The 16,662-nt window shown below is 68.4% G+C and carries 21 protein-coding genes; 8 read left to right on the top strand and 13 right to left on the bottom strand.

Translation table 11 applies throughout. From position 1 onward, the window contains the following. On the bottom strand, window positions 1-1,158 hold the full coding sequence (locus NO998_RS03540; protein WP_267645660.1) for a cell division protein CdpA domain-containing protein: 1,158 nt from the start codon (window positions 1,156-1,158) through the stop codon (window positions 1-3). A gap of 126 nt (window positions 1,159-1,284) precedes the next feature. On the opposite strand from NO998_RS03540, the gene NO998_RS03545 reads away from it, so the two are divergent. Then, entirely contained in the window at window positions 1,285-1,572 is a 288-nt protein-coding gene (locus NO998_RS03545) for a DUF5789 family protein (protein WP_267645661.1), read from the top strand. Here NO998_RS03545 and nreA read toward each other — a convergent pair whose 3' ends face one another. Both nreA and NO998_RS03555 read right to left on the bottom strand, forming a co-directional pair. Beyond that, window positions 1,573-2,832, bottom strand: coding sequence for a DNA repair protein NreA (gene nreA, locus NO998_RS03550; protein WP_267645662.1), 1,260 nt, complete (start codon window positions 2,830-2,832; stop codon window positions 1,573-1,575). It lies immediately after the preceding gene. 148 nt (window positions 2,833-2,980) lie between these two features. Beyond that, window positions 2,981-3,967, bottom strand: a complete 987-nt coding sequence (locus NO998_RS03555; protein ID WP_267645663.1) for a transcription initiation factor IIB — start codon at window positions 3,965-3,967, stop codon at window positions 2,981-2,983. Between the two features lie 123 nt (window positions 3,968-4,090). On the opposite strand from NO998_RS03555, the gene rnhA reads away from it, so the two are divergent. Beyond that, window positions 4,091-4,684 (top strand): ribonuclease HI, encoded by a 594-nt coding sequence (gene rnhA / locus NO998_RS03560; RefSeq protein WP_267645664.1) that lies wholly within the window; start codon window positions 4,091-4,093, stop codon window positions 4,682-4,684. Beyond that, window positions 4,674-5,306, top strand: coding sequence for a DUF7108 family protein (locus tag NO998_RS03565; RefSeq protein ID WP_267645665.1), 633 nt, complete (start codon window positions 4,674-4,676; stop codon window positions 5,304-5,306). The genes rnhA and NO998_RS03565 overlap by 11 nt, the downstream gene beginning before the upstream one ends. On the opposite strand, the gene NO998_RS03570 is transcribed toward NO998_RS03565, so the two are convergent. Continuing rightward, window positions 5,303-5,662, bottom strand: coding sequence for a PadR family transcriptional regulator (locus NO998_RS03570; RefSeq protein WP_267645666.1), 360 nt, complete (start codon window positions 5,660-5,662; stop codon window positions 5,303-5,305). The two genes, NO998_RS03565 and NO998_RS03570, sit on opposite strands and share 4 nt — an antisense overlap. A gap of 194 nt (window positions 5,663-5,856) precedes the next feature. Between NO998_RS03570 and NO998_RS03575 the strand changes: the two genes are divergently transcribed. Together NO998_RS03575 and NO998_RS03580 are read left to right on the top strand one after the other, a co-directional pair. After that, window positions 5,857-6,387, top strand: a complete 531-nt coding sequence (locus tag NO998_RS03575) for an inorganic diphosphatase (RefSeq protein WP_267645667.1) — start codon at window positions 5,857-5,859, stop codon at window positions 6,385-6,387. Window positions 6,388-6,603: 216 nt separating this feature from the next. Continuing rightward, window positions 6,604-6,735 (top strand): hypothetical protein, encoded by a 132-nt coding sequence (locus NO998_RS03580; protein WP_267645668.1) that lies wholly within the window; start codon window positions 6,604-6,606, stop codon window positions 6,733-6,735. On the opposite strand, the gene NO998_RS03585 is transcribed toward NO998_RS03580, so the two are convergent. From NO998_RS03585 to NO998_RS03605, 5 genes are all read right to left on the bottom strand, one after another. Then, window positions 6,732-7,808: an aminotransferase class I/II-fold pyridoxal phosphate-dependent enzyme gene (locus NO998_RS03585; RefSeq protein WP_267645670.1), complete on the bottom strand. Its 1,077-nt coding sequence runs from the start codon at window positions 7,806-7,808 to the stop codon at window positions 6,732-6,734. The two genes, NO998_RS03580 and NO998_RS03585, sit on opposite strands and share 4 nt — an antisense overlap. 48 nt (window positions 7,809-7,856) lie before the next feature. Beyond that, window positions 7,857-9,521 carry an ABC1 kinase family protein gene (locus NO998_RS03590; protein ID WP_267647181.1) on the bottom strand — a complete coding sequence of 555 codons (1,665 nt, stop codon included), beginning with the start codon at window positions 9,519-9,521 and terminating at the stop codon, window positions 7,857-7,859. A 56-nt stretch (window positions 9,522-9,577) separates the two neighbouring features. Next, window positions 9,578-9,931 carry an Hsp20/alpha crystallin family protein gene (locus NO998_RS03595; RefSeq protein WP_267645671.1) on the bottom strand — a complete coding sequence of 118 codons (354 nt, stop codon included), beginning with the start codon at window positions 9,929-9,931 and terminating at the stop codon, window positions 9,578-9,580. Between the two features lie 172 nt (window positions 9,932-10,103). Next, window positions 10,104-11,012 carry a DUF106 domain-containing protein gene (locus NO998_RS03600; RefSeq protein ID WP_267645672.1) on the bottom strand — a complete coding sequence of 303 codons (909 nt, stop codon included), beginning with the start codon at window positions 11,010-11,012 and terminating at the stop codon, window positions 10,104-10,106. A 94-nt stretch (window positions 11,013-11,106) separates the two neighbouring features. Continuing rightward, window positions 11,107-11,727 (bottom strand): adenylate kinase, encoded by a 621-nt coding sequence (locus NO998_RS03605; RefSeq protein ID WP_267645673.1) that lies wholly within the window; start codon window positions 11,725-11,727, stop codon window positions 11,107-11,109. Between the two features lie 87 nt (window positions 11,728-11,814). Between NO998_RS03605 and NO998_RS03610 the strand changes: the two genes are divergently transcribed. Together NO998_RS03610 and NO998_RS03615 are read left to right on the top strand one after the other, a co-directional pair. Then, the gene (locus NO998_RS03610; RefSeq protein ID WP_267645674.1) at window positions 11,815-12,240 is read left to right on the top strand and encodes a DUF7975 family protein; all 426 of its coding nucleotides are present in this window, start codon (window positions 11,815-11,817) and stop codon (window positions 12,238-12,240) included. Window positions 12,241-12,277: 37 nt separating this feature from the next. Beyond that, window positions 12,278-12,643 (top strand): hypothetical protein, encoded by a 366-nt coding sequence (locus NO998_RS03615; RefSeq protein WP_267645675.1) that lies wholly within the window; start codon window positions 12,278-12,280, stop codon window positions 12,641-12,643. Here NO998_RS03615 and NO998_RS03620 read toward each other — a convergent pair whose 3' ends face one another. The 3 genes from NO998_RS03620 to gatD all read right to left on the bottom strand — a co-directional run bounded on the left by NO998_RS03620 (window position 12,644) and on the right by gatD (window position 15,378). After that, a complete protein-coding gene (locus NO998_RS03620) occupies window positions 12,644-12,982 on the bottom strand; it encodes a hypothetical protein (protein ID WP_267645676.1) in 339 nt (112 codons plus the stop codon). It lies immediately after the preceding gene. A 111-nt stretch (window positions 12,983-13,093) separates the two neighbouring features. Next, window positions 13,094-14,116: a GNAT family N-acetyltransferase gene (locus NO998_RS03625; RefSeq protein WP_267645677.1), complete on the bottom strand. Its 1,023-nt coding sequence runs from the start codon at window positions 14,114-14,116 to the stop codon at window positions 13,094-13,096. Then, window positions 14,107-15,378, bottom strand: a complete 1,272-nt coding sequence (gene gatD / locus NO998_RS03630) for a Glu-tRNA(Gln) amidotransferase subunit GatD (RefSeq protein WP_267645678.1) — start codon at window positions 15,376-15,378, stop codon at window positions 14,107-14,109. Before gatD ends, NO998_RS03625 begins: the two co-directional genes overlap by 10 nt. A gap of 122 nt (window positions 15,379-15,500) precedes the next feature. On the opposite strand from gatD, the gene NO998_RS03635 reads away from it, so the two are divergent. Then, window positions 15,501-16,001: a hypothetical protein gene (locus NO998_RS03635; RefSeq protein WP_267645679.1), complete on the top strand. Its 501-nt coding sequence runs from the start codon at window positions 15,501-15,503 to the stop codon at window positions 15,999-16,001. Here NO998_RS03635 and NO998_RS03640 read toward each other — a convergent pair. Then, the gene (locus tag NO998_RS03640; RefSeq protein WP_267645680.1) at window positions 15,998-16,657 is read right to left on the bottom strand and encodes an ArsR/SmtB family transcription factor; all 660 of its coding nucleotides are present in this window, start codon (window positions 16,655-16,657) and stop codon (window positions 15,998-16,000) included. The genes NO998_RS03635 and NO998_RS03640 overlap by 4 nt on opposite strands. Window positions 16,658-16,662 lie beyond the last annotated feature (5 nt).

Below are 16,662 nucleotides of genomic sequence, written 5' to 3' on the forward strand. Positions count from 1 at the left end.
CTACCGCCGCGGGGTGTAGTCGTCGCAGGCTTCCATGTCGTCCATCATCTCGTCGTGGGCGCCACAGTAGGGCTGCATCCCCTGTTCGGTCTGGATGTACTCGAAGTGCGTACAGGAGCCACAGTAGCTGTCCCGGTCGGGACCGCTCTCGGCTTGTTCGGGCGCGGCGCCGGTCGGGGTCCAGTCGTCCTCGCGCCGCGGCGAGCGACGACCGTTGTCGACGCCTTTCACGTCGCCGGCCGTGTCGGTGCTGCTGGTGCGGGCGGCACTCCCGTCGGCGTCGACACCTTTGACCTCGGTCGCGCCGCCGGAGCGATCCGAACGGCCGGCGGAACCGGACGACGTGGACCTCGATGGGCCGGGGTCCGACGGCCCGGCGGTCGAGGGGCCAGCCGATCCGGACTGTCCCGTGCCGGAGGGGTAACTCGTCCCGTCGGAACCGGTCGGGCCGGCGGGGCTGTCGTCGGTGTCGATGAACGCGCCGCCGACGTCCACGTCGTTGATGGTGTTCGTCGACGCGCCGCCGTCACTGACCGCGCCGTCGGTGCTCCCGCCGCCGGCGCCCGGCCGGTCGGGGGCCTCAACGTCGGGTGTGCCGCCGAGCACGCCCATACTGCCCGAGAACTTCGAGAGTTCGGAGGTCGGGACTTCGATCACCTTCGTCTCGCCCTGCGTGGTCACTTCGACGCGGGCGGTGCCGCCGGGGTTGTTCCGGGACTCGAAGTTGACGATCCCGGTGAACAGACACCAGAGCGTCGTGATCACGCCGGAGGAGTACAGCAGCGCCACGGGCAGGGTCAGCAGCGTCTTGTCGCCCAGGCAGTTGGTCCCGACCCACTGGCAGGGGAACGCGTGGACGAACAGCGCGACCCCGAGCAGCGAGAGCGCGGCGCCGATGATCGCGGCCACGCGAGTCCGTCGCCCCGAGGGGAGCACGGCGAAAATCCCGAGTATCGCGGCCGGGACGCCGATTCCGCCGAGGACCCCCGCCCACTCCCGGGCGACAGTCTGTGAGCCCACGATGCCGGTCGCCGCGACGAGGATGGCGACGACGACGAGCAGGCCGCCCAGCGCGAACAACCCCAGCCCCGCGTACAGTCGTCGGAGGCTGGTCTGGAACTCCGCGTCGGGCTTGTACACCTCCGAGAGACTGGTCATGTCGTGTGCAACAGGCTCCACCGACAAAAATCCGTACGTCAGACATATATACGCATGCCGACAGGTAGGGCTGTCGATGCCGCCCGCATCGAAAGCGTTACCGTTCGGACAGCCGATACGCCGGCTATGAGCGAAGAGGAGACCGAAGGCGAGGAGGAGCCGGCCGTCGAACTCGGCGAGGGGACCGCCGTCGATGGGGCGCCGCTCTCCCGCGTCGCCTCGCGACTCACGTGGCCACAGGAGCGCAGCCGCATCGTCGAGAAGGAGGGCGACGCGACCATCCGGACGCCCGAGGGGCCGAAACCCCTCGCAGACGTGCTCGAAGAAACCGACACGACCTACTTCGACTCCCGGCGGACGTTCGTCGACGCCGTCGAGGGTGTCGTCGGCCGCGGCCCGGTCGCCACCGAATAGTCAGAACTCCAGCAGGCTGGACTGGATCCCCGCCGCCATCGTCGATTTTCGCCGGAGCCGGCCCTGTCCGACCGGCAGGTGACGACCCACCTCCCCGACCGCCGCCGAGAGGCTCTCCGCGCTCCCGTGTTCGCCCTCGAAGGCGTGCCGGATCGCCTCCCGGACCTGCCAGACACCCACCGGCCCCCAGTAGTCGTCGGAGACGTGCCGGAGGACCAGCGCCTTCGCCTGCCGGCCCCGTTCGGAGAGATGCTCCAGTACGCCAAGCCGGGCGGCGTAGTAGGCGCCGGCGGTTTCGTCGACGTAGCCGGTGCGCCCCTCGAACCCCTCGTGGGCGCTGGCGAGGTAGGTGCCCGCCGCGGGGTCGGGGTTCCAGATGCTCCCGGGGGCCTTCATCTCGACCAGTTCGTACTCCCACTTGCCCGGCGCGAGTATCACCCAGAAGCTGTTGCCGAGGTACTCGTTGTGGTGGACCTCCACCTTGTCGACGCTCTGGTTCCCGCGGAGGGTGCCCCGGAGGTACTGGCCGACGGTGTCGTCGACGGCCGTGATCGACCAGCGGGTCGGAACCAGCTTGCGGTTCTTGGCCTGCCCCAGCGCGCCCGCCGAGAGGATCGTGTTGATGTCGTACACGTCGAACCCGCGGCGGTAGAGGTAGTTGATGGCTCCCTGAGCCTGCCAGTCGTCGTCTTCGAGCGTTTTCTCGACGGCCCGGGGCACGTGGGGGTTCTCGGTGAGGTCGGCCGACTGGGCGGTCGCACGCGGTCCTACCGGCGTCGCCACGTCGTCGCGGGACACGTCGTAGTCCACGTCCGGCCGGCCGTCGAGGCCGACTTCGACGCCGACGGGGCGGTCGGCGATGGCGATCTCCCGTTGGACGCCGGTGAAGCCGTCCCACGCGTCGTTCACGTCGACGCCGACGCCGGTGCGGTTGGAGTTCAGCAGGCTCGTCCGGCGTTCGAACACGTCGGCGATACCGACGCCCTCGTCGTACCACTGGCCGCTGGTCTCGAACCGGCCGGCGTCGTCCTCGTGGCCGACCGGCGAGAGGATCCCCGTCGATACCTTCGGGTAGTCCGACCGACCGACGAAGATGGAGGGCGAGACACTGCCGACGAGCGAGTCGCCGCTGACGTGTTCCTCGAAGCGGTTCTCGAAGGACTCCAGGTGGTCGAGTATCTCGTAGCTCTTCTCCTCGGCGAGGCGCCGCCGTTCGGCGGCCTCGTCGGCCTCGTACTCGAGATACTCGTCCAGTCGCATCACTCCCGACTCGGCGCTACACGGGCTTGAAAGTTCCCCGCGGCGCCCGACGGCGCCGCGGCCGGTCGTCGACGATGCCGTCGCTGTCGGCGTCGATGACGAACGGAGAAGCGGTCGGGAGTTCGTGGAACGCGCCGGGGCGGGTCGACTACCCGTGGATTCCCATCGCCTCGATCTGCTCCTGGTACCGGTTCCGGATGGTGACTTCGGTCACCTGGGCCACGTCGGCGACCTCGCGCTGGGTCTTCTTCTCGTTACAGAGCAGCGACGCCGCGTAGATGGCCGCGGCGGCGTAGCCCGTTGGGGACTTCCCCGAGAGCAGGCCCTGCTCGGCGGTCGTGTCGATGATCTCGCTGGCTTTCGCCTGCACCTCCTCGTTGAGGTCGAGGTCAGAACAGAACCGCGGGACGTACTTCTTCGGGTCGACCGGCCGCATCTCCAGTCCCAACTCCTGTGAGACGTAGCGGTAGGTGCGACCGATCTCCTTGCGTTCGACCCGGGAGACTTCCGAGATCTCTTCGAGGCTCCGCGGGATCCCCTCCTTCCGGCAGGCCGCGTAGAGCGCCGAGGTGGCGACGCCCTCGATGGAGCGCCCGCGGATCAGGTCGCCGTCGAGCGAGCGTCGGTAGATCATCGACGCCACCTCGCGGACCGACCGGGGGACGCCGAGGGCGGAGGCCATCCGATCGACCTCCGAGAGCGCGAACTGGAGGTTCCGCTCGCCGGCGTCCTTCGTCCGGATGCGCTCCTGCCACTTCCGCAGCCGGTGCATCTGGGAGCGCTTCTCCGAGGAGAGCGCCCGCCCGTAGGCGTCCTTGTCCTTCCAGTCGATGGTCGTCGTCAGCCCCTTGTCGTGCATCGTCTTCGTCGTCGGGGCGCCGACGCGGGACTTGCTCTGGCGCTCGGAGTGGTTGAACGCGCGCCACTCCGGGCCGGGGTCGATGTTGTCCTCCTCCAGGATCAGCCCCGTCGGTTCGTGGATCAGCTCCCCGTCGGACGTGCGCCGAAGTTCGTCGGGGTCGACCTCATCGGGGTCGATCTCCTCGGCGTCAGCCGTCTCGGCGTCCCCCGCTTCCTCGGTGTTCCCCCGAACACGCCCCCGCTCGGACTCCCGTTGTCGAGTTGGCCGCGACATCCTGTTCGTTGACGACGAAAGCAACTCGGGTAAAAGTTTGCCAAACCCCAGTTGTTCGGTCGCCGTCAAGCGATCGATCCCCCGAACGAACTGCCTATAGTGGCCCGGCGGGTAAGCCGGCCCATGCCGACCGTCACCGTCGACCCCGAGACGGCACGCGAGCGCCTGCAGGATGCGGGCGTCGAGACCACGCCCGGGAACACCGATCACGAACGCTGGCGCGCCCAACACGGCGACGCCGTGGCCGTCGCCTACGACGACAAGGTCGTCGTACAGGGTGCCACACCCACCGACCTCACCCTCCTGCTGAAGGAGGGTGGTGGCCGCGCCCACGTCTACTTCGACGGCGCGAGCCGTGGCAACCCCGGCCCCGCGGCCGTCGGCTGGGCCATCGTCACCAGCGACGGCATCGTCGCCGAGGGCGGCGAGCGGATCGGGCGCGCGACCAACAACCAAGCCGAGTACGAGGCGCTCCTCCGCGCGCTCCGGGCCGCACGCGACCTCGGTATCGACGAACTCGACATCCGCGGGGACTCACAGCTCGTGGTCAAACAGCTCCGCGGGGAGTGGAACACCAACGACCCCGATCTCAAGGAGAAGCGCGTCACGGCGCGGGAGCTACTCCGGCGGTTCGACCGGTGGGGGATCGAGCACGTTCCGCGGGAGATAAACGACCGCGCCGACGACTTGGCGAACGAGGCACTCGATGACCGATAGCGACACCGGAACGGCCGAAACGGACGCCGACGAGGCGGAGCGAATCCCTGACATCCCGGCCGACGCCGCCGACGAGGCCGAACGGCTCACGCGACTGGCTCGTGCGGCCGAGCGGCGGGCCGACGGCGAGGGCGCGATGGAAGAGGCGGCGGTCTACCGTGAGCGCCGTGACGACCTCCTCGCCGACCACGACTACGAGAGCCGCATCCGGGAGGAGGACGACACGCTCGTGCTCTACCCCGAGGAGTGGCTTGAGGAGGGCATCGTCCAGTTCGACCGCGTCGAGGACACCGAGCGGGCGGTCGAGATCACCCTCTCGGGCCCGGGCGACCCCGAGCACTGGCAGGAGATCGCCGAGCACAACGACGGCCTCGTCGACGCCGTCGCCGAGCAAGCGCCCGATCACGCGGGCAACGCTCGCGCGTTCGCCGACTTCGCCAGCAACCACTACGCCAAGCCTGCCGAGAAACTGACCACGGAGGAGGTCCGGGAGTTCCTCACCGAGTACTACCCGCGCAACGCGTGGCCCAGCGAGACGGAGGCGTCGCTGATCGGTGAGTCCGTTCGAAAAGTGTTCGTCGCGGCCGATACTGAACCGCCGGCGTCGGCGGTCGACGCTTAGGCCTGCTCGTCGAGGATCGCGCGAACCTCGTCGGCACGCTCCTCGTCGGTGACGAAGCGCGAGAGGGTCCACTCGATGCTGTCGAGGACGGCCTCGCGACCCTTCTCGGTCAGCGCGTACTGGTTCGTCCGCTTGTCGAGTTCGCTCTTCTCCACCAGTTCGAGCTCGACGAGGTCGTCGAGGTTGGGGTAGAGTCGACCGTGGTTGACCTCGGTCCCGTAGTACCCTTCGAGCTCCCGCTTGATCGCGAGCCCGTACATCGCCTCCTCGGAGAGGATGATGAGGATGTTCTGCTGGAACGCGGTGAGGTCTCGTGCGATACCCGATTCTTCGTTGACTGCTTCTGCCTCTGACATTGTTTTAGTGGCACCGTTCGGTCCCGCCGCCTCAACGCCGCCGCCCTCCTTCCCGGGGCGTCGTCGTCGAACTGCCACGACGGGTATCGTCTAGTGCTCGCGTTGAAAGGTACTCGTCCCAACCTAAAAGCGTTTTCGCCCGGACAGGAACATCCCGAAAGGCATTTGCCCGACTTGGCGGAACGTTCTGAGGCATGACGAACCTCTGGGAAGACCTCGAAACCGGGCCGGACGCGCCCGAGGAGATCTACGCAGTCGTGGAGTGTCTGAAGGGCGAGCGCAACAAGTACGAGTACGACAAGGACGTGCCCGGCGTCGTCCTCGACCGGGTGCTGCACTCGAACGTCCACTACCCCTACGACTACGGCTTCATCCCGCAGACCTACTACGACGACGAGGACCCCTTCGACGTGATGGTGATGGTCGAGGACGCCACCTTCCCCGGCTGCATCATCGAGGCTCGTCCCGTCGCGCTGATGAAGATGGACGACGACGGCGAGCAGGACGACAAAGTCATCGCCGTTCCCAGCGAGGACCCCCGCTTCGACCACATCGAGGACCTCGAGGACATCCCCCAACAGACCCTCGACGAGATCGACGAGTTCTTCGAGACCTACAAGAACCTCGAGGAGGGCAAGGAGGTCACTACCCTCGGCTGGGAGGACAAGGCCGCTGCCCTCGACGCTATCGAGCACGCACAGGAGCTCTACGACGAGACGTTCTGAGCGGTCCCGACCCCGTCTTTTCGCTGCCGTAGCGCGCCCGCGGTCGACACCGCTGGAGCGAGCCGCGTCGCGGCCGGCGCCGATGCGCCCCAGTTCTCCGAGCACGCCGGGACGATACCCCCGAGACATGGATATACCTCTCACGTATCTCCCCGGGACCCTGGATACGTTATGCGTATGGGTAATCTCTTAGGTGGCGAGACCCACACGTCTACCATGGCTACGAGACAACACTCGGTCGGCATCGACCACGTGACCGTCGTTCCCAAGCCGGCGACGCCGGCCGAGGAGACGGCGGACGATTGCGGCTGCGAGGCGTGTGGCTGTGCGACCGAGGACGACGCCTAACGGCTCTCGATCACGTCGCCGACCCGCTCCAGGCCCTCCTCCAGCTCTGCCGTCGGGAGCCCGAAGCCGATGCGGAAGCGGTCCTCGTAGGGCCCGAACAGGTGCCCCGGCGCGAGCACCACCGACGCCTCCTCGACGACGACGCGACAGAACTCCTCTGCGTCCTCGAACCCCTCCGGCACCGTCACGAAGCCGTTGACGCCGACCGGTTCGGTCCACGCCAGTCCGTGTTCGTCGAGCCAGTCGGCGACGATCCCACGGTGCTTCGTGGCGAGGTCGCGGTTCTCCCGCAGGATCTCCCGTTCCTGCTCACCCATGGCCTGCTTGGCGACGTGCTGGCCGAACAGCGTGGGCGAGATGGTGGTGTAGTCCTTCCAGCGCCAGGCACGCTCGACCACGTCGGCGTCGCCGACGACCCAGCCGAAACGCAGGCCCGCTAGCCCGTAGGCCTTGGTGAGGCTCGTCGTCGAGATGCCGTACTCGCCCATCGCCGCCGCGGGCGTGATCGGCTCCTCGGCGAGCAGTCGGTAGACCTCGTCACAGAGCAGGAACGTGTCGTTCTCGGCGGCGAGGTCGTACAGCTCCCGGACCGTCTCCTCGTCGTGGTACTTGCCCGTGGGGTTGTTGGGGTTGTTCAACACGACGACGGCGGTGTCGTCGCGGATCGCTTCTTCGACGCCCGCGAGGTCGACCGACCAGTCCTCGCGGTTCAAGGGCACCCGAGTGACTTCGCCGAACGCCTCCGGCACCGCGTGGAGCGCCTGATAGGTCGGCGTGACTACGACCGCGTGGTCGCCGTGTTCTGAGTTCAGCAGCGAGAGGAAGGTGAGGAAGTTCGCCTCCTGCGTGCCGACGGTGAACAGCACTTCGTCGGCGCTGCGGCCGTAGCGCTCGCCCACGTCGGCGCGGAACTCGGGATCGCCGTTCGTGGGGATCACGTAGCCGAGTTTTCCGGGGTCGAGGTCGAAGCGGTCGGCCGGCAGCGAGCGGATCCCGCTCTCGGCCAACATGATGTCTGCCTCGTGTTCGTACTCCGCGAACCAGCGTTCGAGCCCGAACGGTGATACGTCCATATCGGCTCTGGGTCGGGGCCTCGCAAAAGTGCCGTGGTGCCGGCGGCGTCAGTCCCCGTCGCGCTGGCGCATGCTCTGTCGGGTGAACTGCGGCGTCGCCCGGATCGCGCGCTTGCGTCGGAACGAGCGCCAGAGCGCCAGGACCAGCGGCGCCGTGACCGCGAGGATGCCGACCGACACCCGCCAGTCCTGCCCGAACGCGTAGATCAGCGCCGCCGAGAGCACGCCGGCGGCGACGAAGATCCCCAGGATCAGCCGCAACGCGAGGTCCCTGAACACGTCGTTGCCGTCCTCGACGTTGATGTTGACCGAGAGGTTCTCGCCCTCGATCCCCGTGAGGACCCGGTCGAGCTTTCCGGGCACCGTCACCAGCGCGCTCGCGGTCTCCTGTACCTGCTTGCCGGCCTCCTCGGCGATCCGTCGGGCGGTCTGCTCGCGGTAGCCCTCCTCACGGAGGTAGTCGGTCGCGACGCTGATGAAGTCGAAATCGGGGTCGAGCGTGACACAGACCCCCTCGACGACGGTGGCGACTCGGAGCACGAGCGCGAGGTTCCGCGGGAGCCGCAGCGGGAACTCGTAGATGGTCCCCTCGACCTGCTCGATGATCTGCTGGACGCGGTACTGCTCGATGTCTTCGCCGCGGGCGTCCTCGATGGCCAACTCCATCACTTGGCCCATCACCTGCCGGTCGGCTTCCGGCGAGAGGGTGCCCATCTCCGTGAGGGCGTCGAGGATGGCGTCGGTGTCCTGCTCGGCGATGGCCACGTAGAAGTCGACGATCTTCTCCTGAATGAACGGGTCGACCCGGCCGCTCATCCCGAAGTCGTAGAAGATGATCGCTCCCTCGTCGTCGACCGCGAGGTTCCCCGGATGGGGGTCGGCGTGGAACACGCCGTCGTCGATGATCATCTGGAGGTAGATGCGTTGGAGGCGGGTCGCCAGTTCGGTTCGGTCGATCCCCTTCGCGTCGAGTTCGTCGATGTCGTTGATCTTCGTCCCCGGGAGGTACTCCATCGTCAGCACGGCGTCCCCGGAGGCGTCGATGTGGGCGTCGGGGATCCGGATGTTGGGGTTGTCGTCGAAGTTCGTCCTGATCTCCTCGAGCATCGCCCGCTCGCGCCCGTAGTCCATCTCCTGGCGCATCGTCTGGGAGAACTCCTCGGCGAGGTTCGACAGCGAGAACGAACTCGACTGGTCGACGAAGTAGACGATGATCGGTAGCGACCAGCGGATCACCCGGAGGTCGGCGTTGACCAGGGGCACGATTCCCGGACGGCGGACCTTCACGGCGACCTGCTCGCCGTCGTGGACCGCACGGTACACCTGCCCGAGACTCGCGCCGCTGATAGCCTCGGTGTCGAAGGACTCGAACGTCTCCTCGACGGGGCCCAGTTCCCCTTCGAGGACCTCCTTGGCCTCGGCCCAGTCGGCCGGGGGGACCTCGTCTTGCAGACTCGAGAGCACGTCGACGTACTCCGGCGGGACGATGTCCGGCCGGGTCGACAGTAGCTGTCCGAGCTTGATGAACGTCGGTCCGAGCGTCAGCAGCGTCTCGAGCAGCGTCTCGGCGCGCTCCACTCGGGTCTCGCTGTCGACGCTTCGGCTCCGACCGAACAGCAGGAAGCGGTTACGGTCCCGCGTCCACGCGAACAGCAGCGGGAAGAACCCCTTCAGGACGACGAGGAAGCGCCAGTAGGCACGGAGTGACGCCAGGCCGAATCACCCCCCTCGTCGCGGCGGCTCGGTGGCGGCGGCGACTCGACGGAGCATCAGGCCTCGCGGATCTCGATCGACTCGGCGGGGTCGGCCGAGCGCTTGGGGACCGTCACCGTGAGCACGCCACGGCTCATCGACGCTTCGGCCTCGGTGCCGGCGTCCGGGGGCAGCGGGATCTCGGCGTCGAGGAAGAGCGGGCGGTCCTCCCGGACGTAGTCGAACGCCCCGTCGAAGGACTTCTCGCGGCGTGCCTCGATGTGGAGTCGGCCGCCCTCCGTCCGCAGGTCGGTGGTGTCGGCGGTCGCTCCGGGGAGGTCGATCACGAGTCGGTAGGCCGACTCGCTCTCGAGCAGATCGGCGAAGATCGCTTCCGGAAGCTCTCGGAGCGCCTCACGGACTGTGTCCATAGCCGGGCTATGGGGCGGAGTATCGAAAAAGCCGGCGGTGGTGGCCCGACTGCGCGGCGACGGTCAGGCGCGATGGTGGACGACGGCGCGGCGACGGTCAGGCGCGTGACTGACCGAGAACGCACGCCGTAGCGGGACCGACGAACACGGGAAACGGGGAAAACGGGAGCGTCTACGAACTCGACGGCGTCATCTCGATGTTCATCGCCTTCTGGATGATCTGGATCGAGGCCGTCGAGCAGAGGAAGTACCAGAAGATCCACGGGCGGATCGGCCCGAGCATCGGCTCGGTCCACTCGAGGGCGCCCCAGATCGGGAAGACGACGGTGCCCAGGTCGTAGTGGCTGACCGCCCCGCGGGCGCCGATGGCCCAGTACATCCACAGGAACACCGGGATGGTGAGGAACATGATCCACGCCATCGGGCGGAACTGCTCTTTGAACATGCCGAGCTGGTCGCCCATGGCCTCCATCTGCTCCTCCTGGATCTTCTGCATCGCGGCGTCGTCACCGCGCTCCTTGGCCTCCTTCCGGCGCTCCTGAATGTCCTTCATCCGGTCCTGATACGCGCCCATCTTGTCCATGTCCATCAGCACACCCCGGAGGGCGGTGGAGTAGAGCCCGGTGGTCATGGCCAGCAGGAGTACGACGGCGTAGAACGGCAACACGTCGAGCAGCGGACCCAACGCGAGGTCGAGGGTCTGCCCGACCGCCTGCCGGATCGGGTTGTACGCGTACCCCACCATGAACAGCAGGGTGCCCACGCCGGCCATCTTGTCCCAGCGCGACCACGACGTGCTCTCGACGTCGTCGAGGTCGGCCGACGAGCCGGAGCTCCCGTCGCCGTCGGCTTCCAGCCCCTGGCGGGCGGCCTCGGGGTCCTCGATCCGGAAGCCGGTCTCGCCCTCGACCAGCACCTCCTTCTGGATCAGGCGGCCCCACTGCCCGCTCTCGATTTCGCCTTTCACGTCCGCCCACCCGACTTCGCCGTCGTCGGCGTGCTCGAGCACCGTCTCGACGACCTCCCGCATGGCGGGGTCCTCCGAGACGAGTTCGCGGACGCGTTTCTCGGTCCGTACCATTGAGTCTCACTTTGCTATCGGGCGTTATGAAGCTTTTACTTGTCGCTGCTCACCTTCGCCGTCGATCCGGGCCAAAAACGATCGGCCGGGCCGCTCAGTCGTCGCCTTCGACGGCGTCGCTCAGGCGTTCGAACACGTCATCGGGCGTCCCCTCGCCGTCGATCTCGACCAGTTCGCCGGTCTCACGGTAGTGCTCGATCACGGGCTCGGTGTTCTCCTCGTACACTTCGAGGCGGTCGCGAACCACGTCCTCCTCGTCGTCGTCGCGCTGGACGAGTCGCTCGCGGATCTCCTCGTCGTCGGGCATGTCGAACTCGACGTGGTAGTTGTCGCCGGTCTCGGGGTCGACGCGGCGGCCGGTCAGGCGCTCGACCAGCACGTCGCGGTCCACGTCGAGGAAGAAGACGTAGTCCAACTCCGTCGCGTCGTCGAGGAACTCGACCTGGTCGAGGTTCCGCGGGTAGCCGTCGAGCACGTAGCCGTCGGCGTCGGTGAGCGCGGCCTCGAGCACTTCGTTGACGACCTCGTCGGGGACGAGTTCGCCGGCCTCCATGAAGCTGCGGGGCGTGCCGTACTCCGTCTCCATGTCCTTGTTCGCTCGCAGGGCGTCGCCAGTCGAGACGTGGTCGAGGTCGTACGTCTCGCAGAGTCGCTTCGCCTGCGTGCCTTTGCCGGCGCCGGGCGGACCCAGCAGTAGGATGTGGTAGTCGGCCATACCGAGTCCGACTGGGTCAGGGCATAAAGGCTTGAAGAAAGCGGCCGAGGCCGGGACTGATTAGTCGGCGGCCCGCAGAGCACCGGTATGACCCGCTTCGACGCCGACACGCCGACCGAGCGCCGGAAGCTGTTCGCCGACGCCGTCACCGCCCACCGGACCCGCGGGAGCGCGTTCCTCACGATCGAGGCCGCACCTCCCGAAACGCCGGCGTTCGACCCCGACGGCGACGACGAGGACGAGGAGGACGAACCTCAGCCGTGGCTCCAGTTCGCCGAGAAGACGTTCAACCTCGACACCACCGACGACGAACTCGACCGCGTCAAGGGCCTCGTCGACGAGTTCCCGGAGTTCCGCATCGAGGACCTGGAGTCGCCAGACACCGCCGAGGGGACGAACGTCCGGATCTCCGCGCGCTCCGACGCGAACCGCCTCGCGGATTTCGCCGACCGCGTCTTCCAAGAGGTGTACGAGCGCGAGGCGGACTACCGCGCGTGGGTCGTCGCGGTCTGAGCGGCACCGTTTTCCCGTTCCCGGCGGAGTTCCAGCCGTGACCGCCGAAGACGACGTCGTCCGCCGGGAACTCCTGTTCGCTGTCGTCGGCCTCGGGCCGGCGGCACTCGTGCTCATCGGCGCGACGGACCCGTTCACAGCGTGGCCCGTCGGCGTCGCCGCCGCCCTCCTCACCTGCCTGACAGTCGCCGCCGCGGACCGACTCCCGGGCTGGCGTGTCGTGCTCCCGCTCGCCACCTTCGCCGTCGTCTCTGTCGGCTTCCTCGTGTTTCGCTACCCACTCCCCGCCGGCGTCGTCGGCGTCGCGATGATCGGCCTGAACGCCGGCTGGGCGCTCAACAGACTCGTGTTCGGCGTCGTCCGGCCCGTTCCGGCGCCACGGCTCGCCCGCGAGTCGGCCTGATCACCACGACGTATCGGGGCGGGATCGAACTTCGAGCATCACCACACCCGCCACGTAGCTCAAAACGCCCGCGGCGATCATCCACGGGGCGGCGTTGCCGGTCCCCCGGAGTGTGCCGTCGAGCACCGCGAGAAGCAGGCCGACCCCGGTCAGGATCGCGCCGAGCACCGCCACGGCGGCGCCCGCCCGCAGCGACCACGTCGGCGGCGGCCCGGGCAGGAAGTAGGCGTTCGCGACGAGCAGCCCGAGCATCCCGGCGGAGACGCCGCCGCCGAACAGCACCACGAGCGCGAGCAGCACCGTCCGGTCGGTCAGCAGCCCCGAGAGCGGCGCGCTCACCGTGTGCCCTCCGCCCCGACGGAACAACCGTTCCGGCCGACGGCTAACTGCGCGGAGGCCGGCGTCGGAAGCATACGGGACTCTCGCAGCCGAGAACGGTAAAACCGCGACCTAGCGCTCCCACTGGCGCCGAGTGAGGTCGGCAGCCATCACGAAGTCGGGTTCGTCGCCGATGTCGACGCCGGCGGCGGCGGTGTCGCTGACCCAGCGCACGTCCTCGGGGACGAGCACTCGCGTCCGGTCGGCGCCCGCGGCAGCGGCGTCCCGCGAGATCGCCGCGAACAGCGCTTCGGCGGCGTCGGGGTCGGCCCACGCCGCGACGCCGTACTCGGCGCGGGTGATCTCCTCGCCGTCCTCCTCGCGCTCGGTCGTTCGGGCGCGGTAGCTCACGCCGCCGATCCCACCGTCGGCCGCCGAGACGACCTGTAGCCGATCGTCCGCGGCGGCGTCGCGAAGCCGTTCGCGGGTGAGTTCCGAGAGCGACCACGACTCGTCGGTGTTGAGCGTCAGCCCGCGGAGGTCGTCCCGGGCGTCGCTGCCGGCCCAGAAGCTCCACGCCGCGTCGGGGTCGGCGTCGACGGCCGCCGCCTCGCCGGTGGCCTCCGGTGCGTCGGCGTCGGGCTCGGGCTCGACCCAGCGGAACTCCGTGCCGGCGTCGAAGCCACAGGCCCGCGAGGTTCCCAGTCCGCCGGTGTTCCACGAGAACACCATGTTCCGGGCGACCCGGCGGCCCGTCTCGTGGAGCCAGTGGAAGCCGGCGTCGTTCATCGCCACGGAGAGCCCGCGGCCGCGGTAGTCGGGGTCGACCCGCATCGCCTGCATCCAGCCCTCGTGGTCGGTCAGGCCGACCGCTTGGCAGATACCGACCGGCCGGTCGTCGGGCAGCTCGCCCACGTCGTCGGGGTCGACACCCTCGACCTCGTCGGCGGCGAGGGGATCGGCGGTCAGATCGGCGGCGACAAACGTCTTCGTGTTCGGGTCGTCGCTCGCCATCCAGCGCGGGAACGCGTCGGCGATGTAGTCGCCGCTCTCCCACGTGTCGGCAGTGAAGGCCGCGAGCGTCGGGAGGTCGCCCGGGACGGCCTCCCGGATCGCGATCTCCTCGTCGTCGGTGTACTCGCGGCTCAGACCCACGGCTTGGACTCCTCGGTGAGTTCACCGGCGAGGTCCCGGCCCATGGCGTCGTCGGGGTTCTTGCTGTTCGCGAGCGCCCACATCAGCTTCACTTTCGCCGTGCCGGGGAGCGTGTCGCCACACTCGACGACGCCGGCGTCGAGCAGGTCACGCCCGGTGTCGTAGACGCGGTCACAGACCCGGCCTTCGAGACACTGGGAGGTCATCGCGACCGTCGTGCCGTCCTCGACCAGTTCCTCCAGCCGCGGGATCAGGTCCGTGTGCACGTGGCCGAGGCCGGTCCCCTCGACGATCACGCCGTCCTTGCCGGTGAGGTACTCCCACGCTGCCGGGTCCATGCCCGGCGTCGGCTTGACCAGTTCCACGTCGGTGGTGAGGTCGTCGTTCAGCGCGAGGTCGGTCCCGCCGCGCTCGGCGTACTCGTCGGCGAACTCGACGCCCGCCGCGTCGCCCTGGCCGTCCTTGGCCGCCTCGTAGTCGACGACGCCCATCGGCTGCGCGCCGACGGTCTCGAAGGCGTCCCGGCGGGAGGTGTGGTTCTTCCGCACGCGCGTGCCGCGGTGGAGCGCACAGTGGTCGTCGGAGGGGGTCCCGTGCATGCAGACCATCACCTCGGCGGCGTCGGCTGTCGCCGCCTCGACGGCACAGACGGCGTTCATCACGTTGTCCGAGGAGGGTCGATCGGCAGAGCGCTGGCTCCCGGTGAACACGATCGGGACCGGCGTGTCGAGCATGTACGACAGCGCGGCCGCGGAGAACTGCATCGTGTCGGTGCCGTGCATCACGACGACGCCGTCGGCGCCGTTCTCGATCTCCTCGTGGACGGCCGCGGCGAGGTCCTGCCAGATCGCGGGCTCCATGTTCTCGCTGAGGATGTCCGCGACCACGCGGCCGCGGTAGTTCGCGCGGCCGGCGAGTTCGGGCACGGCCCGCAGGACGTCCTCGGCGTCGAAGCGTGCGGTCACGGCGCCGGTGCGGTAGTCGACGGTCGAGGCGATGGTGCCGCCGGTCGAGACGAGCGCGACCGTCGGGAGGTCCTCGTCGAACTCGACTTCGGAGGCGTCATCGTCGCCGGCGTCGCCCTCCTCGATGTCGTACACGTCGGACTCCAGTACCTCAACGTCGGCGCCTTCGCGGTCGATCCCGACGTTGTAGCCGCCGTCGAGTTTGAGCACGAGGTGCTCCTCGTCGGTGGTGGGCATCAGCACACCCTCGTCGGTGGCGTCGTCGTGATCGACGCGAACGCGGTCCCCGGGATTCATACGCCGTGGTTCCGGTCGGTCGGACTTGAAACTGCCTTCTTCCCGTGGTCCGCGCGTCGCGTGCTCCCGATCACACACCGGCCCGGCGCAAGAACCATACCTTCAGCCGCCCCAGTTCCGGTATGCAGTTGTCACGAGAGCGCGACGGCGAGGCGGAGGGCGTCGACGCCCTCGACGCCGACGACACCGACGAGACGAGCGACGGCGGTGGCCGGCTCGCGGACGTCCGCGGGCGCGTCGGGAGCGTCTTCTCGATCCGCGGGTTCCTGCTCGCGCTCTTGGTCACTGGCGCGGGCGTCGTCGCCGGCGGCGCCATCGGCGGGATGATCCCCTTCCTCGGGACGGTCGGCCGGATCGTCGGCCTGTTCGCGGCGACGTTCCTGCTGGGCCTCGTTCGCTCACACAGGCAGTACCTCGAAGTCGGCGCAGCCGGCGCGGCGCTTGCGGCGCTGCTCGCGATCACGTCGGTGTTTCAGGGGGTGTTCCTCCCGATCGGCGTCGAGTGGCTCCAACAGTACGGGCTCGCGCTGGGCGCGATCGGCGCCGGCAGCGGGGCGGTGGCGGCGGTCCTCGGCTACTACTTCGGCCGGGACCTCCGTGACGGCCTGACGAAATCGATCTAACCGAGCGTCCAGCCGCCGTCGTCGCGCCGTTCCAACAGCCCCCGTTCGGTAAGCTGTTCGAGCGCGTCCTCGACGGCCGCCGTGTCGGCGTCGATATCGTCGGAAATCGCCCGGAGCGTGCCGTCGGTGGTCACGACCGCCGAGAGGACCGCGGCGTAGAACCGCGAGTCCGCCTCAGCACCGATGTGGCCGTTGAGCCGGTCGAGAACCTCGTTCAGCCGGCCGTCGACCCAACGTTGGGCCAGCGAGAGTTCGCGTTCGAGGTGCTGGAGTCGGTCGAACTCCTCGGCCAGCCCCTCCAACCCGTCGGCCTCGGGCCGGTCGTCGATGTCGATGGTGAGGTGGCTGCACCGCCCGGCCATGTCCAGACTCCGGCTGGCCGGGTAAGCGCTCTTGGCCCCGAAACTGTGGGGCGAGACGCTGACTTCGAGCCGCACCGAGCGCGCGATGTGGAAGTACTTCCGGCGCTGGTCGTCGGTGTGGCTCTCGACCAGCCCCGCCTCCTCGAGCTTACGTAGGTGGTCGATGACGGCTTTGGGACTCACCCCGAGGTACTCGCTGATCTCCGTGACGTAGCAGGACTTATGCGAGAGTAGCCGGAGGATCCGCCGGCGGTTCTCGTTGCCGAGGAGGTTCAGCAGTACCGCCGAGTCCATACCCG

It is taken from the genome of Halolamina litorea, assembly GCF_026616205.1.
GTDB classification, from domain to species: Archaea; Halobacteriota; Halobacteria; order Halobacteriales; family Haloferacaceae; genus Halolamina; species Halolamina litorea.